Origin of the sequence: Pseudoalteromonas sp. TB64, from assembly GCF_000498095.1 — a bacterium.
Taxonomy (GTDB): Bacteria; Pseudomonadota; Gammaproteobacteria; order Enterobacterales; family Alteromonadaceae; genus Pseudoalteromonas.
In genome coordinates, this window is sequence record NZ_AUTQ01000211.1 from 1 (window position 1) to 16,215 (window position 16,215).

Here is a 16,215-nt window from a genome sequence, read left to right on the forward strand (position 1 = left end):
TAACCTCGCTTACCTGTATTTCTAGAAAGCTCTCTTGAAATCGTAGATTGCGATAAATTAGTTAGCTCAGCAATACTTTGTTGCGTAAAACCACTTTTCTTTAGAACGGCGATCTGGCATCTTTGCGCATAGGTCAGTTGTTTGTAATGTCTCATTGTAAAATCTCTTGCCGGAGAAAAAGCAGTTAGCTTATGAGCAACTGACCACTTAATCTAGCCAAAACAAGTTATGCACTTACAATTTGAATCTAGGTAGTAAACATTATGAATTTTTCTATTTTAGTGTGTGACGACTCTGCCGTTGCGCGAAAGCAAGTAATTAGATGCTTGCAGCAATGTGTCGATGCGAACATTCAGCAAGCTGTAAATGGTGCCCAAGCTATTGAGTTATTTAAAACTAATAACTTTGATTTGTTATGCCTAGATTTAACTATGCCAGAAGTAGATGGCGTTGGAGTACTTGAACATATAAAAGCGCAGAAAATTGAATGCTTTGTACTCGTTATTTCTGCTGATATACAAGATAAAATGAAACACAGAGTTACTCAATTAGGTGCTATAGACTTTATAAATAAACCTATAGATAAAACTAGTTTAAGTGATGTTTTGCATAAATTTGGCATTCATTAGGTTTTTTCATGTTTAAAAAGGCTGTTTTATCTTTTAATTTAGGGTTGACAGCATAGCCTTTGTTGAGGCAGTCTTAACCTATGAAAACAATTAATCGCGTACTGACCATTATTATTACAACCACCATTCTTACTGGATAGTGGCATAGGTCGGTGCAACAAATTTAAAGGCCTGTGTTCACTTAGAACACAGGCCTTTTTCGTTTTATGGGATGAGGAACATAAACAATGCGCGTTTTAAAATTTGGTGGGTCATCGCTTGCCGACTTTACATGCCTACAACAAGTAGCTCAGTTAGTTAAAGCACAATTAAAAGACGAAGTACTATTAGTACTTTCAGCACCAGGCGGTATGACCGATTCATTAGTTGCTCTAGCAAGTGAAGCAGAGCAAGGGCATGACTTTAGTGAGTTATGGCAAGCTTTAGTGAGTAGATGCGAAGAACTAAAAGCAGCTGTAGAAAAAGATCACGGTACTATTGAAAACTGGCCAAACTTTACTGAACTTAAAAATAAACTTGATGGTGTTGCATTAATTAGGTGCTGCCCAGAGCAGGTTCGTGCTTTTATAATTAGTTTTGGTGAGCGTGTAAGTGTCTCGCTTATGCAGCGTTTATTAAGCTCACATAACGCTAAGTACTTAGAAGCAACAAGCTGTATTGCATCAACAGGTGGTTATATTGATGCCGAAGCAGACTTAGTAGCAAGCAAAGTGCGCTTTCAAGCTATGTTAAAAGAAAATCCAGCCACTATATATATTATGCCTGGTTTTACAGCTAGTAATGACAAGGGCGAGCTTACAACACTTGGTCGTAACGGTTCTGATTACTCGGCAGCAATTGCTGCTGCATGTTTAGAAGCTGAAATTTGCCAAATTTGGACAGACGTTGATGGCGTATATAGTGCTGATCCTCGTTATATTAAAAAAGCGACAAAGGTAGATTTTTTATCTTATAAAGAAGCAATGGAGCTTTCTTACTTTGGCGCTAAAGTACTTCATCCTAAAACAATTTTACCGTGTGCTAAAGCGGGCGTACCTTGCGAAATTAAGAATACACATAACCCAGATGCACAAGGCTCGTTAATTGGTAATGACTACCCGTCGAACGACCCTGTAAAAGCCCTTTCGAGCTTACAAGACCTTGCTATGCTGACAGTTTCTGGCCCTGGCATGAAGGGCAAAGTAGGTATGGCTTCTAAGGTATTTAACGCACTTGCGCACGATAATGTTTCTATTGTTTTGATTACGCAGTCATCGTGTGAATTTAGCATCAGCTTTTGTGTACATGAAAGTGATTTAGCATTAGCGCTAGATGCACTACAAACAGCGTTTGAGCTTGAGTCGAAGGCAGGATTAATTGAGCCGGTACAAGTGCAACGTAATTTAGCTATTGTTACTTTAGTTGGCGACAATATGCGTGCGCATAGAGGTTTAGCTGCTAAGTTTTTCGCATCCCTTGCACAAGCACAGGTTAACATTGTCGCAATTGCACAAGACTCTACCGAAAGTGCTATTTCAGCTGTAATTGATGGTGAAAGGTGTAATGGTGCGGTAAAAGTATGCCACGAAAACTTTTTCACACATGTTCCATCAATTGATGTGTTTTTACTAGGTTGCGGTTTAGTTGGTCAAGAGCTTATTAATCAGCTTGAGCGTCAACAAGCTTGGCTTGAAAAGCGTAATATTAAACTTAATTTGTATGGCGTTGCTAATTCTCGCCAATTACACCTAGATAGTGAAGGTATTGCTTTTAGTGATTGGCAGCAAAAGTTAGGCTCATCTGAGCAAGCATTTGATTTAAAATTAGTAGAGCAGTTTGTTAAGCAAAATCATTTAGTGAATCCCGTACTTGTTGATTGTACATCGTCAGATGCACTAGCTGCGCAATATGTAGATTTTTTAAATGCAGGTTTTCATGTTGTGGCTGCCAATAAAAAGGCAACAACAAGCTCATATACTTATTACCAAGATTTAATTGCAGCAACACAAAGAAATAACCGCAAGTTTTTATACGAGACAAACGTAGGTGCTGGCTTACCAGTAATCGATAACTTGCAGTCATTATTTGGTGCTGGCGATGAGTTGCTTGAGTTTAGCGGTATTTTATCAGGCTCTCTTTCGTACATGTTTGGCGCATTACAAGATGGTTTATCACTTTCTGAGGCAACTATTAAAGCCAAAGAAAGTGGCTTTACAGAGCCAGACCCTCGTGATGACTTATCGGGTACCGATGTAGCGCGTAAGTTACTGATCATTGCCCGTGAATCGGGTATGCAACTAGAGCTTAGCGATATTGAAGTTGAGTCTGTATTACCACCAGGTTTTGCACAGGGAGACAGCGTTGATGAGTTTATGGCAAAGCTACCAAGCCTAGATGCTGATTTTAACAAGCTTATTCAAAGTGCTACGAGTGAAGGCAAAGTACTTCGCTATGTAGGCACAATTAAAGAAGGTCATTGTAAAGTAGGTATTGAAGCAGTAGATGCAAAACATGCGCTTAGTGTCATTCGCGATGGTGAAAATGCACTTGCTATTTTAAGCCAATATTACCAACCACGTCCGTTTGTAATTCGTGGTTATGGCGCTGGCTCTGAAGTAACAGCAGCGGGTGTGTTTGCTGATATTTTAAAAACGCTATCGCGTTAGGAGCAGACTATGATTGAAGTATATGCTCCGGCGTCTATTGGTAATTTTGCAGTGGGTTTTGATGCCCTTGGTGCAGCGCTTGCGCCAATTGATGGCAGTTTATTAGGCGATGTTGCAGTTGTTAGCGCAGCATCAAGCGATGAGTTTATTTGCACTGGCGAATACGCTCATAAGTTACCAAGTGATGCTAATGAAAATTTAGCGTACCAATGCTTAGTACATTTTAGAGCGCATGTTGCGCCTAACATGCCATGCGTAAAGCTCGAGCTTAAAAAGAATTTACCAATTGGCTCAGGGCTTGGATCTAGCGCATGTTCGGTCGTGGCTACTTTTGCTGCCCTTGATAAGTTTGCACAAACTAATTTAAGCCAGGTTGAGCTAATTGAGCTTATGGCTGACTTTGAAGCAGTAGTAAGCGGCGGTCGTCATTACGATAACATCACGCCATGTTATTTAGGTGGTTTGCAGCTAACGGGTGATTTAATTCCTGATAAATCGATTGCACTTCCGGTTGATGAAAACTGGTATTACGTTGCTGCGTTTCCTGGTTTTTCGCTAAATACAGCAAAAGCGCGTTCTGTTTTACCTAAAGAATTGAGCATGCATGCAAGCGTTGAATTTGCTCAGCGCTTATCAGCATTTAGCAGCTTGCTGTTAACTAGCCGTTTTGACGATGCGCTAAGCATAATGAAAGATGAAATAGCAGAACCTTACCGTGCACCACTTATTAATGGTTTTAGCGAAGCAAAAGCAAGCTTGCCAGCGTTAGGCGCAGAAATAGTGAGTATTTCGGGCGCAGGTCCAACCTTATTTACTGTGTGTAAAACACTTGAAGCTGCACAGCAATGCGCACAATGGTTAGAAGCAAATTATATTAACGAGCAAGGCTTTTGCCACATTTGTAAGTTAGATAACGACGGCACGCGTCAATTAACAGTTTTATAGGATAGGTAGTCATGCAATTACATAATTTAAAAGATAGCTCACAAAAAGTGTCGTTCGTTGAAGCCGTAAAAACAGGTTTGGGTCGTAACCAAGGTGTGTTTTTTCCAGAGTCACTAGCCCCATTAACAGATGTTGATGCATTGCTTGATATGGACTTTGTTACGCGCAGTGGCAAAATATTATCCCACCTAATTGGTGATGAGCTACCAACTGACACCGTGGCACAAATGGTTAAAAATGCATTTAACTTTCCAGTTAAGCTGGTGGAAGTTGAAGAGAACACATACTGTTTAGAGCTGTTTCATGGTCCTACACTTGCGTTTAAAGACTTTGGCGGTCGCTTTATGGCTGAGTGTTTAGCGCAATTTAATAAAGATGAAAAAGTAACTATTTTAACAGCAACATCAGGCGATACTGGTGCAGCTGTAGCGCATGCTTTTTACAATAAACCAAATATCGATGTTGTTATTTTATACCCTAAAGGCAAGATTTCACTTGCTCAGCAAAAGCTATTTACTACTCTTGGTAATAATATTCATTGTTATGCAGTTGAGGGCAGCTTTGATGATTGCCAAGAGCTTGTTAAAAATGCCTTTTTAGATGAAGAAGTTAAATCAACACTTGGGCTTAACTCAGCTAACTCAATTAATATTAGCCGTTTAGTTGCTCAGGTTTGTTATTACTTTGAGGCAATTGCACAGCTACCAAAAGAAAAGCGCGCAACGGCACATATATCAGTACCTAGTGGTAATTTTGGTAATGTGTGCGCCGCAATGATTGGTGCTGTTATTGGTTTACCTGTTGGCAAATTAAGTGCAACAACAAACCAAAACGATACTGTGCCGCGCTTTATGCTTGATAAAAACTGGACGCCAAACGCAACGCTTGAATCGCTTTCAAATGCAATGGATGTGAGTAAGCCAAACAACTGGCCGCGTGTGCAAACAATGTTAGATAATAACTGGTTTAGCTACGATAATTTTTATTCAACCAGCGTAAACGAGCAAGACACGCAAGCCGTGATGAAAAAAATTCAACAAACTGGCTATGTGGCAGAACCTCATACCGCGATTGCTTACCAAGGTCTTGTTGAAAACCGAGCACCTGGTGCCGCTGGTATATTTTTAGCGACAGCTCATCCTGCTAAGTTTAAAGAGAGCGTAGAAGGTATTTTAAACATTGAGTTAGATATGCCAAAACCACTTAGCGATGCATTAGCAAAACCATGCTTAGCAAGTGATATAAACGCCGATTACGACGCGTTACGCACTGAAATGCTCGCTAAGTTAGGTTAATACAAGATAGAAAGTTAAGCGGTTTAGACCGCTTTTTTATGATTTTTAATTATAAAAAAGAAGGGCTTTCATTAGTTAATTAAATGTAGAAAATAAAATGCATTTAAAATAATTATGTATTTATTAAAAAATATCATCTTAAAAGAGCTGTGAAATAGTTTCAATCCCTGTTTAAATATCCTCAACTTAAGAGCGTAGGCAAAGAGTCGTTTAAAGCGTACAATAAAGCCTCTAAAAAACACCATACACGTTGCCCTAGGAGACCCCAATGTTAGAACGTAGCATGAATATTTCGGATTTTGATCCAGAGTTATTTGACGCAATCACTAAAGAAACTGCTCGCCAAGAAGAGCACATTGAACTAATTGCATCTGAAAACTACTGTAGCCCACGAGTACTAGAAGCACAGGGCTCACAGCTTACTAACAAATACGCAGAAGGTTACCCAGGTAAACGTTACTATGGCGGTTGTGAGCATGTAGATGTTGTTGAGCAATTAGCAATTGACCGTGCTAACGAATTATTTGGTTCTGACTACGCTAACGTACAACCACACGCTGGTTCGCAAGCAAATGCTGCTGTTTTTCTAGCATTATTAGATGCTGGCGATACTGTACTAGGTATGAGCTTAGCTCATGGCGGTCATTTAACTCACGGTTCTCACGTAAGTTTCTCTGGCAAGCTTTACAATGCAATCCAATACGGACTAGATGAAGCAACTGGCGAAATTGATTACGCACAAGTTGAAGCATTAGCACTTGAGCATAAACCAAAAATGATCATTGGTGGTTTTTCAGCGTACTCAGGTATTGTTGATTGGGCTAAGTTCCGTGAAATTGCTGACAAAATCGGTGCTTACCTGTTTGTTGATATGGCTCACGTTGCTGGTTTAATTGCGGCAGGCGTTTACCCAAGCCCAGTACCTCATGCTCATGTTGTTACTACAACTACGCATAAAACACTTGCTGGTCCTCGTGGTGGTTTAATTATATCTGCATGTGGCGACGAAGCTATTTATAAAAAGCTTAACAGTGCTGTGTTCCCTGGTGGTCAAGGTGGTCCTTTATGTCATGTTATTGCAGCTAAGGCAGTGGCATTTAAAGAAGCGCTTCAACCAGAGTTTAAAGTATACCAAACACAAGTTGTTAAAAACGCAAAAGCAATGGTTGCAGTTATGCAAGAACGTGGCTACAAAATCGTATCTGATAAAACTGAAAACCACTTATTTTTACTTGATTTAATCGATAAAGATATCACCGGTAAAGATGCAGACGCAGCCCTAGGCAACGCTAACATCACCGTTAATAAAAACTCAGTGCCTAACGATCCTCGCTCACCGTTTGTTACATCTGGTTTGCGTATTGGTTCACCTGCAATCACTCGTCGTGGTTTTACAGAAGTAGAATCTAAAGAGCTTGCTGGCTGGATTTGTGACGTACTAGATAACATCTCAGATGAATCTGTACAGGCGCAAGTTAAAGAAAAAGTAAAAGCAATTTGTGCAAAATTACCTGTTTACGCTTAATTGCATAAGCAGCAGTAATTTAGATCACAACAGCTTAGTTTTTTGCTAAGATAAAAGACCGCTATTTAGCGGTCTTTTTTGTTTTAAAACGGAAGTACCGAGTTATGCATTGTCCATTTTGTACCGCAAAAGATACTAAAGTTATTGACTCACGCCTTGTTGGCGGAGGCCATCAAGTTCGCAGGCGTCGTGAGTGTAACGACTGCCACGAGCGCTTTACTACATTTGAAGGCGCTGAATTGGTTATGCCTCGTGTTATTAAACAAGACGGCAGCCGCGAACCATTTAACGAAGATAAACTTTTAAATGGCTTAAACCGTGCGCTCGAAAAACGCCCAGTGAGCACCGAGCAAGTAGACGAAGTGGTGAATATAATAAAATCGCAACTACGCGCAACGGGTGAGCGAGAAATTTCAAGCCATTTGGTTGGTGAATGCATTATGGAAGCGCTCAAAAAGCTTGATAAAGTAGCGTACGTAAGATTTGCTTCTGTTTATCGCTCGTTTGAAGACATACGCGAATTTGGCGAAGAAATTGCTCGCTTAGGGGAGTAACAATGCAAAGCCAAGCTACTTTTACCGAACATGACGAAATGTATATGGCACGCGCCATAGAGCTTGCCAAAAAAGGTCGATTTACTACCACGCCTAATCCTAATGTTGGCTGTGTATTAGTTAAAAACAATCAAATAATTGGTGAGGGTTTTCATCAATTAGCTGGCCAAGGTCATGCTGAAGTAAATGCACTGGCAATAGCTGGTAATAATGCAAAAGGCGCAACCGCCTATGTAACGCTTGAGCCTTGTAGCCATTATGGGCGTACGCCGCCGTGCGCTGAAGGTTTAAAAAAGGCGGGCGTGGTAAAAGTAATTGCCGCTATGGTTGATACAAACCCACAAGTTGCAGGCAAGGGGCTTAAAATATTAGCTGATGCTGGTATTGAGGTTGCTCACGGGTTACTAGAATCACAAGCTCGCGCACTTAACGTTGGCTTTTTTAAGCGAATGGAGCAAGGTTTACCTTATGTGACCTGCAAAATGGCAGCAAGCATAGATGGTAAAACAGCGCTTAAAAATGGGCAAAGTAAATGGATAACCGGTCCCGCTGCTCGCCAAGACGTACAATTATACCGAGCGCAAAGCTGCGCTATTTTAACCGGAGCAGATACCGTATTAGTAGACGATGCTAAACTCAATGTACGATTAAGCGAATTACCGAATGCACTTCCCACTGATTTACCGCTTCGCCAGCCCGTGCGTGTTATAATTGACTCTCGCAACCGTTTAACGCCTAACCTGGCTTTATTTAAAATTCAAAGCGATGTAATAATATTTACAACTAAGCTTGATAAATCACTACAGTGGCCGCACTTTGTAAAGCATATACAAGTGAGTGAAAGTAACGGTAAAGTTGACTTGTTGGCTGTTTTACAAAAACTTGGTCAGCTACAGTTTAATAATGTGTGGCTTGAGGCTGGCGCAACACTTGCTGGTAAAATGACAGAGCTTGATTTAATAGATGAGTTTGTTTTTTATTTAGCGCCTAAACTCATGGGTCATGATGCAAAAGGTTTAGTAAATTTTCCTGAATTGATGAGTATGCAAAATACAATCGATTTAACATTTAATGAGTGTGCGCGTATTGGCGATGATTTGCGTATTACAGCGGTAAAAAAACTCATTAAAACCACTTAATAAAAAAGAGTAGTGCTATGTTTACTGGAATAATAGAAGCCACAGGTAAAATTGCTTTATTACAAAAAAAACAAGGCGACTTAGCCATTCGTATTCAAAGTACTGACCTTGATATGAAAGACGTAAAGCTAGGCGACAGTATTGCAACCAATGGTGTTTGCTTAACGGTGGTTGATAAGCACATAGATGGTTTTAGTGCTGATTTATCAAATGAGACGATTGGTTTAACGGGTTTTTCTCACTACGCTTTAGGGCAAACGGTTAATCTTGAAAAAGCCATGCAACCGGTTTCGCGTTTGGGCGGTCATCTTGTATCTGGTCATGTTGATGGCATAGCAACTATTACAGCTATTACTCCTAATGCGCGAGCTACAGAATATTGGCTTACAACCGACGAAAATTTAATGAAATACATTCCGTACAAAGGTTCGGTATGTATTGATGGTATAAGCCTGACAGTAAATGCTGTAGAAGGTAATAAATTCAAATTAACAATTGTCCCACACACTAGTGAGCAAACTACGATTGCTCATTTTAAAGTAGGTACTCAGGTTAATTTAGAAGTCGATCAAATTGCACGTTATTTAGAGCGCCTTATAAAAGGTGCAGAGCAACCTACTGGCTCTGATATTTCGATGAGCTTACTCGCTAAAGCGGGTTTTATTAAATAACGAAACTGATAACTTACACGAGCAAATTTATGAATTTACACAGCGCACAAGAAATCATCGATGATATTAAAGCCGGTAAAATGGTTATTTTAATGGACGATGAAGATAGAGAAAATGAAGGCGATTTAATTATTGCAGCTGAGCATATTAGTGCACAAGCGATTAACTTTATGGCTACTCATGGTCGTGGTTTAATTTGTTTAACCATGACGCAAGAGCGTTGTGAGCAACTTGATTTACCGCTAATGGTTAAAAATAATGGTGCTGCTTTTTCAACTAACTTTACAATGTCGATTGAAGCATCTAAAGGTGTTACAACCGGTATTTCTGCTGCAGATAGAGCGCGTACAGTGCAAGCTGCTATAGCTAAAGGTGCAATACCAAGTGATATTGTTCAGCCTGGTCATATTTTTCCTATCATGGCGCAACCAGGCGGAGTATTAACTCGTGCTGGGCATACTGAAGCCGGCTGTGATTTGGCTCGTTTAGCTGGGCTTGAAGCATCATCTGTTATTGTTGAAATACTTAATGCCGATGGCACCATGGCACGTCGTCCTGATTTAGAAGTTTTTGCAAAACAGCACGATATTAAAATTGGTACTATCGCTGATTTAATCGAATACCGAAATCTCAACGAAACAACTATTGAGCAAGTTGCAAAATGTAAGTTGCCTACTGTTCATGGTGAATTTGATTTAGTTACTTACAAAGACACAATTGACGGCCAATTACATTACGTACTGCTTAAAGGCGAAGTTAAAGATCAAGAACCTACCAATGTACGCGTACATTTGCAGAGTACTTTTAACGATATTTTGCTTTCAGACAGAAGTGCTGACCGTAGTTGGGGGCTTTCTGAGGCAATGGCTTATATTGCTAAAAATGAAGGCGCTTTAGTTATTTTAGGTAAGCAAGAAAGCACTGAAGAATTAGAAGCTACTGTAAAAGCATTTGCAGCCGCAGATGCTGGCGAAGATGTTACGCCACGTAAATTCAAAGGTACCTCTCGTACGGTTGGTGTTGGTTCGCAAATACTTGCAGATCTTGGAATTAAACAAATGCGATTAATGAGTCGCCCTAAAAAGTACCATGCGCTTTCGGGCTTTCATTTAGAAGTTGTTGATTACGTTGAGCCGCAATAAGCGCTCTGCTTTTAACTAGTCTATTATTTTATTTTTATGGTATGATGCGCAGCAATTTTTGCGCAATCGCAACCGCTCAAACTTATTTTTAAGGTTATCGAATGAAAATTATTGAAGGTAATAAGTACGCTCCAGGCAAAAAATTTGCCATTGTTATTTCTCGTTTTAATGACTTTATTGGTAGCAGTCTATTAGCAGGCGCTGTTGATGAATTAAAGCGTACTGGTGGTGTTTCAGATGACGATATTACCGTTATTTATGTACCTGGTGCGGTAGAGTTACCTTTAGCAGCTAAACGCGTTGCGGCAAAAAAAGAGTATGATGCAATCATCGCATTAGGCGTAGTGATCAGAGGTGGTACACCACACTTTGACCTAGTTGCTGGCGAATCAAACAAGGGTCTTGCGCAAGTATCACTTGAGTATGATATCCCGGTTGCATTTGGCGTATTAACCACAGAAAGCATTGAACAAGCAATTGAGCGTGCTGGTACCAAAATGGGTAACAAAGGCGGCGAAGCTGCTTTAGGTGCGCTTGAAATGGTTAATGTGTTAGATAAAATTTAAGTTTAAGGAATTTTTGTGAAACCAGCAGCAAGACGTAAAGCACGTACTTTAGCACTCCAAGCCGTATATTCTTGGCAAATAAGTGGCAATCTGATTGCCGATATCGAGCAACAAATGTTGATCGAAACAGACGTTACTAAAATTGACGTTGAATACTTTAAAGATTTAGCGACGGGTGTTGCTGTAAATTATAAGCAATTAGACGAAGCTGTATCGCCACATTTAACACGTCCATTTAACGATTTAGATATGGTTGAGCGAGCAATTTTACGTTTAAGCAGCTACGAACTTAAATTCCGTGAAGATGTACCTTATAAAGTTGCTATCAACGAAGGTATTGAACTTGCCAAAATTTTTGGTGCTGAAGATAGCCATAAATTTGTAAACGGTGTACTTGATAAAGCTGTTAAGCATTTACGCAAGTAATATTAATCACTTCTGAAATTTTCAGATTGATTGGTTTTAACAACCGTTAAAAAGGAGAGCCGGCATAGGTCGGCTTTTTTGTGTATGAAGGAATTTGAATTAATAAACCGTTACTTTAAAGGTCGCGGTATAACTCGTCGTGATGTTAACCTAGGTATAGGGGATGATTGCGCTTTAGTCACCGTTCCACAGAACTGCCAACTTGCAATCACAACAGATACACTTGTTTCTGGCGTGCATTTTTTTGATGATATTTCTCCTCGAGCATTAGGTCATAGAGCACTTGCTGTAAATTTAAGTGATTTAGCTGCAATGGGTGCTGAACCAACATGGGTTTCAGTTGCACTAACATTGCCAAGTATAGACCCACAGTGGATAGAAGAATTTACTGAAGGTATGCACGAAATTGCTGAATACTTTAATGTCCAAATAATTGGTGGGGATACGACCCAAGGTCCGTTAACTATTACTATTTGCGCTAAAGGAACCGTACCTGAAGGTAAAGCTTTATGTAGAAGCGGTGCTAAAGTAGGTGATTGGATTTATGTGACCGGCCCTCTAGGGGATGCAGGGCTTGCAATTGAATCGCGTAAGCAAGGTATTGAAATAAAGCCTGAGCACTTGGAGTATGTAAATAAACGTTTTGATTATCCAACACCGCGTGTTGCAGCTGGTCAAGTATTGCGTGGACTTGCATCTTCAGCGATAGACGTGTCAGATGGCCTACTTGCTGATTTAGGTCATATTCTTGATATGTCTCAAGCGAGTGCTGTCATAAATATAGAAGATATCCCTACATCGGATGCGATGAAATCTACTCTTGATTTTAATCAGCAACTACCCTTTATTCTTAGTTATGGTGACGACTACGAATTATTATTTACTGTGCCTGATAGCAGTAAAGGGATGTTAGATTTAAAGCTGCGTCAGTATGGTGTAGATGCAACCCTCATAGGGCAAGTTAAAAGTGGTGATGGTAATATTGAGCTTTTATACAATGGTGAGTACTTTAATTTTGAGCAACAAGGCTTTGAGCATTTTGCCAAGGAGTCGGTTTGAGTAATAACCGATTATTTAATTTAAAGCGCCCTCACCAATTTTTTGGTTTAGGTTTTGGTACAGGTCTTGCGCCTAAAGCGCCTGGTACATTTGGCACTTTTGCTGCTTTACCATTTATTTTTATGACCATGTACTATCCATTATGGCTTCAAATTGTATTTGCTGTCGTTATCAGTATATTTGGTATATGGGTATGTGGTAAAACTGCAGATGACTTAGGTGTACATGACCATCCCGCAATTGTGTGGGACGAAGTTGCTGGGTATTACATTACCATGATCGGTGCCGCGCTTAGTTGGCAGAGCTTGTTAGTAGGCTTTTTGTTGTTTCGATTTTTTGATATAGCAAAACCTGGTCCAATCCGTATGCTAGATAAGCATGTAAAGGGTGGTTTTGGTATTATGGCAGACGATATACTTGCAGGTGTATTTTCGCTTATTTGTTTGCAGGCGTTAATAAAAGCGGGTTATATACCCTTTTAATTTTTATATTTGAATTGTTTAACTAGGTGGCAGTACTATGATGCGATTTTTACTGGTTTGTGTACTGATGTTGTGCGCGACGCCAAGTTGGGCCTCAATTACTGATTATGTAGTTAAACAATGGAATATAAAAGATGGTTTACCATCGCAATCACTTAAAAGTGTTGTACAAGATAAACAAGGCTATATGTGGCTTGGCACTCAGTTTGGCTTAAGTCGCTTTGATGGCAACACGTTTACTAACTACAATACTCAAAATAGTCCTTTTCTGCCAAGTAATGGTATTAATAAACTTTTAGTCGATTCGAACGGATTGCTATGGATTGGCACTAAAAGTGGGCTCGTTGTTATTAATCCCACTACATTTGCCGCACAAGAATTTAATATTAAAGGACCAGTTAGAGATATACTGCAAGATGCAAAAGGGAGTATTTGGATTGCAGCTAATGGGCTTTATTACGTTGATAGAAGCCAAGTTGATTTACAAACTAAAGCTAGTGCTCCTCTTCCAATTGTTAATGCGACCGTTATTACTCAAATTGTGGGCTCGGTTACCCAAATGGCGCTTTCCCCTGAAGGTATTTGGTTAGTTAACGATCGTCATTTACTAAGGTTAACAAAAAGCTCTTCTGATTTTTCTAAATTACGTTTAGAACTCACCGCAAAAATTTCGTTACCGGAGCGCTTAGCGCAAACGATTGTTCATGATTTATCTTTTTTAAACGGTAACTTGTATTTAGCATCTGAACTAGGTGCTTACTTTCTCGATCTAGATGATGAATTAAGACCTTTCCCTTTACCAAATACAAACAACTCTGCTGTATACAAGTTTATGAGTGATAGCGATGGTGGTCTTTGGGTATCAACTTACGGACGTTTACTGTTCAGAGGTAAGTCGGGCGAGTGGGAATGGGTAGAGCCAAGTCAGCTTGATCAAAGCATTTGGTTTGCTGACATTTTTCGTGATGACCAAAATAACGTATGGCTAGCCAGTTTTAGTGAAGGCTTATGGCTTGCTCATGAAGGGCGTGTAGAAAGGCACTCTGCGTTATCTGAAATGACAGAAGCAGTTATGGCAATTACCCAAGCGCCAGATGGTAAGTTATGGGTCGCAAATAAAAGTGGCATTGGTTACTTTGATTTAAATAAAAGTTTTATTAATTTAATTCCAAGTACTAAATACGGACGAGCGTCAGTGCATGACCTAGAATTTGATGGCGGTAGGCTATATATAGCGACTGGCAGAGGTTTGTTTGTTTTTGAAAAAAATACACTTTATACAGTACCGGGCAGAGCACTTCGTGATAATCCAGTGTTTGCAATTAGTCGCTCAAGTAAAGGCGGTTTTTGGATAGGGACTGGTCGAGGGTTATACCGATTAAGTTATTCCGGATTAACGCCATTTGCATATAATGCGTTTTTAGGCAGTAAATTTATTACCTACGTATTAGATAAAACAAATTTTGGGGTTATTGGTACTAGTAAAGGCGCTTATTATTTTACTGATCGTGGAATAGAAAAAATTGGCGATCAAACTACCTTAGAAAGCGCTTACGTAACGAGTGTTTTGCATATAGATGGCGTTGGTATTTTAATTGGCTCTCTTAACGACGGTTTGTTTTATAGAAGCACGCAGGGGCAGTGGCGCCAACTAGATGCGGCTAATGGTTTACCGTACGGATCTATTTTCAGTTTAGAGTACGATGAGAATTTAAAACATGTATGGGTAAGCACCATGAAAGGTGTTTATAGAATGCCCGTAGAGCAGTTTAAAACAGAGATAAAAAGCTTAAAAGTAGAGGAAGTTATTTCTTCATTCGACCGTCAACTCGACGGTAAAGCAAATCAATGTTGTAGCGGGCTTGGACATGATGCAGTAGCTAACACGGGTAATTCAATTTGGTATCCAAGTTTGCAAGGTGTTGTTGAAATACCTAAAAACGTAGAATTATTTGGTGTTGGTGCATTAAAACCAAAAGTAGAAACAATTACCACTCCATTACGTAATTTAACCACTGCAGCACTTGGTAAAAAGCCGTCATTAAATACAGATGAACGCGACGTAACGTTAACTTATACCGCTATAGATTACTACGCGCCAAGTAGTATTGAGTTTAGATATAAACTAAGTGGTTTGGATAGTGATTGGCGTTATGCAAATACACGCAGAGAAGCTATTTATACTAACTTACCTGCAGGCTCGTTTTTGTTTCAGCTGGAAGCTAAACGACAAGGCGAGGATTGGAGCCGAGCACAAGAAGCTGAATATGGCTTTATTGTCCCTGAGCGTTTTGATGAGACTATTTATTTTAGATTACTAATTACTAGCGGCTTTATTTTACTCTTTTACTTAGTATTTTGGGTGTTTAGAGCACAAGAGCGCAGAAAGCAAGAAGTGCTTGAAGGGCTGATCACTGATCGTACATTAGAACTACGCCAAGCAAATGATAAGCTTAATCAAGTTAACTCACAGCTTAAGCTAGTAAGTCACTCCGATGAACTTACAGGGCTGCGTAGCCGTCGATTTTTGTTTGATCAACTTCCAAAAGATATTGAACATTTTCAACGTAACTCGCAATCATTACAAGCTCAGGGCAAATCACTTGTTTTATTAATTATCAATTTAGATAATTTTAGTCGAATTAATGATGCATTCGGTCCTATAGCTGGAGATAGTTGTTTACAGCAAATGGCCGCATTACTTAACTCTCGTACACAAGGGTCTGATTATGTAGCACGCTGGAGTGGTGATGAATTTTTATTATTACTACGAGACTTTAAGTGTAACAAAATTGATAGTTATTCATCTGAGTTATGCAAAGCTGTTGCTGAATATTCGTTCCAATTACCAAATGGAAAAAGCACCAATATAACCACTTCTATTGGTTGGTCCTTTTATCCGTTACCATTACTTGGTGGGCAAGTTATAAGCTGGGAAACATCTATTAACTTAGCTGATATAGCGCTACATCAAGTTAAAAAACGTGGTGGTGATGGTGTTGCAAATATTACTTTTGACGATCAATTAGATGCATTTGAGTTTGAACAAAATTCTAACGTTGACCAACAATTAGGTATTTTACAAAGCAATGGCTTAGCTGATATTAAGGTATGGATGCGATAATGCCCAACCAATT

General features: G+C 39.6%; 15 protein-coding genes. 14 read left to right on the plus strand and 1 reads right to left on the minus strand.

Going from position 1 to position 16,215, the window contains the following annotated elements:
* On the minus strand, nucleotides 1-155 hold a 155-nt coding region (locus L647_RS1000000125435; protein WP_139015429.1), incomplete at its 3' end, for a helix-turn-helix domain-containing protein.
* 108 nt (nucleotides 156-263) lie between these two features.
* Between L647_RS1000000125435 and L647_RS0117660 the strand changes: the two genes are divergently transcribed.
* From L647_RS0117660 to L647_RS0117725, 14 genes are all read left to right on the plus strand, one after another.
* Nucleotides 264-629 (plus strand): response regulator, encoded by a 366-nt coding sequence (locus tag L647_RS0117660; protein ID WP_024612218.1) that lies wholly within the window; start codon nucleotides 264-266, stop codon nucleotides 627-629.
* A gap of 227 nt (nucleotides 630-856) precedes the next feature.
* Nucleotides 857-3,274, plus strand: a complete 2,418-nt coding sequence (gene thrA / locus L647_RS0117665; protein ID WP_024612219.1) for a bifunctional aspartate kinase/homoserine dehydrogenase I — start codon at nucleotides 857-859, stop codon at nucleotides 3,272-3,274.
* Nucleotides 3,275-3,283: 9 nt separating this feature from the next.
* Nucleotides 3,284-4,219, plus strand: coding sequence for a homoserine kinase (gene thrB / locus L647_RS0117670; protein ID WP_024612220.1), 936 nt, complete (start codon nucleotides 3,284-3,286; stop codon nucleotides 4,217-4,219).
* 11 nt (nucleotides 4,220-4,230) lie between these two features.
* Nucleotides 4,231-5,514 (plus strand): threonine synthase, encoded by a 1,284-nt coding sequence (gene thrC, locus L647_RS0117675; RefSeq protein WP_024612221.1) that lies wholly within the window; start codon nucleotides 4,231-4,233, stop codon nucleotides 5,512-5,514.
* Nucleotides 5,515-5,782: 268 nt separating this feature from the next.
* Complete coding sequence (glyA, locus tag L647_RS0117680) at nucleotides 5,783-7,039, plus strand: serine hydroxymethyltransferase (RefSeq protein WP_024612222.1); 1,257 nt, start codon at nucleotides 5,783-5,785, stop codon at nucleotides 7,037-7,039.
* A gap of 104 nt (nucleotides 7,040-7,143) precedes the next feature.
* Nucleotides 7,144-7,593, plus strand: a complete 450-nt coding sequence (gene nrdR, locus L647_RS0117685) for a transcriptional regulator NrdR (RefSeq protein WP_002961761.1) — start codon at nucleotides 7,144-7,146, stop codon at nucleotides 7,591-7,593.
* A 2-nt stretch (nucleotides 7,594-7,595) separates the two neighbouring features.
* Entirely contained in the window at nucleotides 7,596-8,732 is a 1,137-nt protein-coding gene (ribD, locus tag L647_RS0117690) for a bifunctional diaminohydroxyphosphoribosylaminopyrimidine deaminase/5-amino-6-(5-phosphoribosylamino)uracil reductase RibD (RefSeq protein WP_024612223.1), read from the plus strand.
* Between the two features lie 17 nt (nucleotides 8,733-8,749).
* Nucleotides 8,750-9,403: a riboflavin synthase gene (locus tag L647_RS0117695; RefSeq protein ID WP_024612224.1), complete on the plus strand. Its 654-nt coding sequence runs from the start codon at nucleotides 8,750-8,752 to the stop codon at nucleotides 9,401-9,403.
* Between the two features lie 29 nt (nucleotides 9,404-9,432).
* The gene (gene ribBA / locus L647_RS0117700) at nucleotides 9,433-10,545 is read left to right on the plus strand and encodes a bifunctional 3,4-dihydroxy-2-butanone-4-phosphate synthase/GTP cyclohydrolase II (protein WP_024612225.1); all 1,113 of its coding nucleotides are present in this window, start codon (nucleotides 9,433-9,435) and stop codon (nucleotides 10,543-10,545) included.
* A 101-nt stretch (nucleotides 10,546-10,646) separates the two neighbouring features.
* The gene (gene ribE, locus L647_RS0117705; protein WP_002961753.1) at nucleotides 10,647-11,111 is read left to right on the plus strand and encodes a 6,7-dimethyl-8-ribityllumazine synthase; all 465 of its coding nucleotides are present in this window, start codon (nucleotides 10,647-10,649) and stop codon (nucleotides 11,109-11,111) included.
* Nucleotides 11,112-11,126: 15 nt separating this feature from the next.
* Nucleotides 11,127-11,537: a transcription antitermination factor NusB gene (gene nusB / locus L647_RS0117710; RefSeq protein WP_024612226.1), complete on the plus strand. Its 411-nt coding sequence runs from the start codon at nucleotides 11,127-11,129 to the stop codon at nucleotides 11,535-11,537.
* 84 nt (nucleotides 11,538-11,621) lie between these two features.
* Entirely contained in the window at nucleotides 11,622-12,596 is a 975-nt protein-coding gene (gene thiL / locus L647_RS0117715; RefSeq protein ID WP_024612227.1) for a thiamine-phosphate kinase, read from the plus strand.
* Nucleotides 12,593-13,078: a phosphatidylglycerophosphatase A gene (locus L647_RS0117720; protein ID WP_024612228.1), complete on the plus strand. Its 486-nt coding sequence runs from the start codon at nucleotides 12,593-12,595 to the stop codon at nucleotides 13,076-13,078. Before thiL ends, L647_RS0117720 begins: the two co-directional genes overlap by 4 nt.
* A gap of 37 nt (nucleotides 13,079-13,115) precedes the next feature.
* Nucleotides 13,116-16,202 carry a ligand-binding sensor domain-containing diguanylate cyclase gene (locus L647_RS0117725; protein WP_024612229.1) on the plus strand — a complete coding sequence of 1,029 codons (3,087 nt, stop codon included), beginning with the start codon at nucleotides 13,116-13,118 and terminating at the stop codon, nucleotides 16,200-16,202.
* Nucleotides 16,203-16,215: the final 13 nt, after the last annotated feature.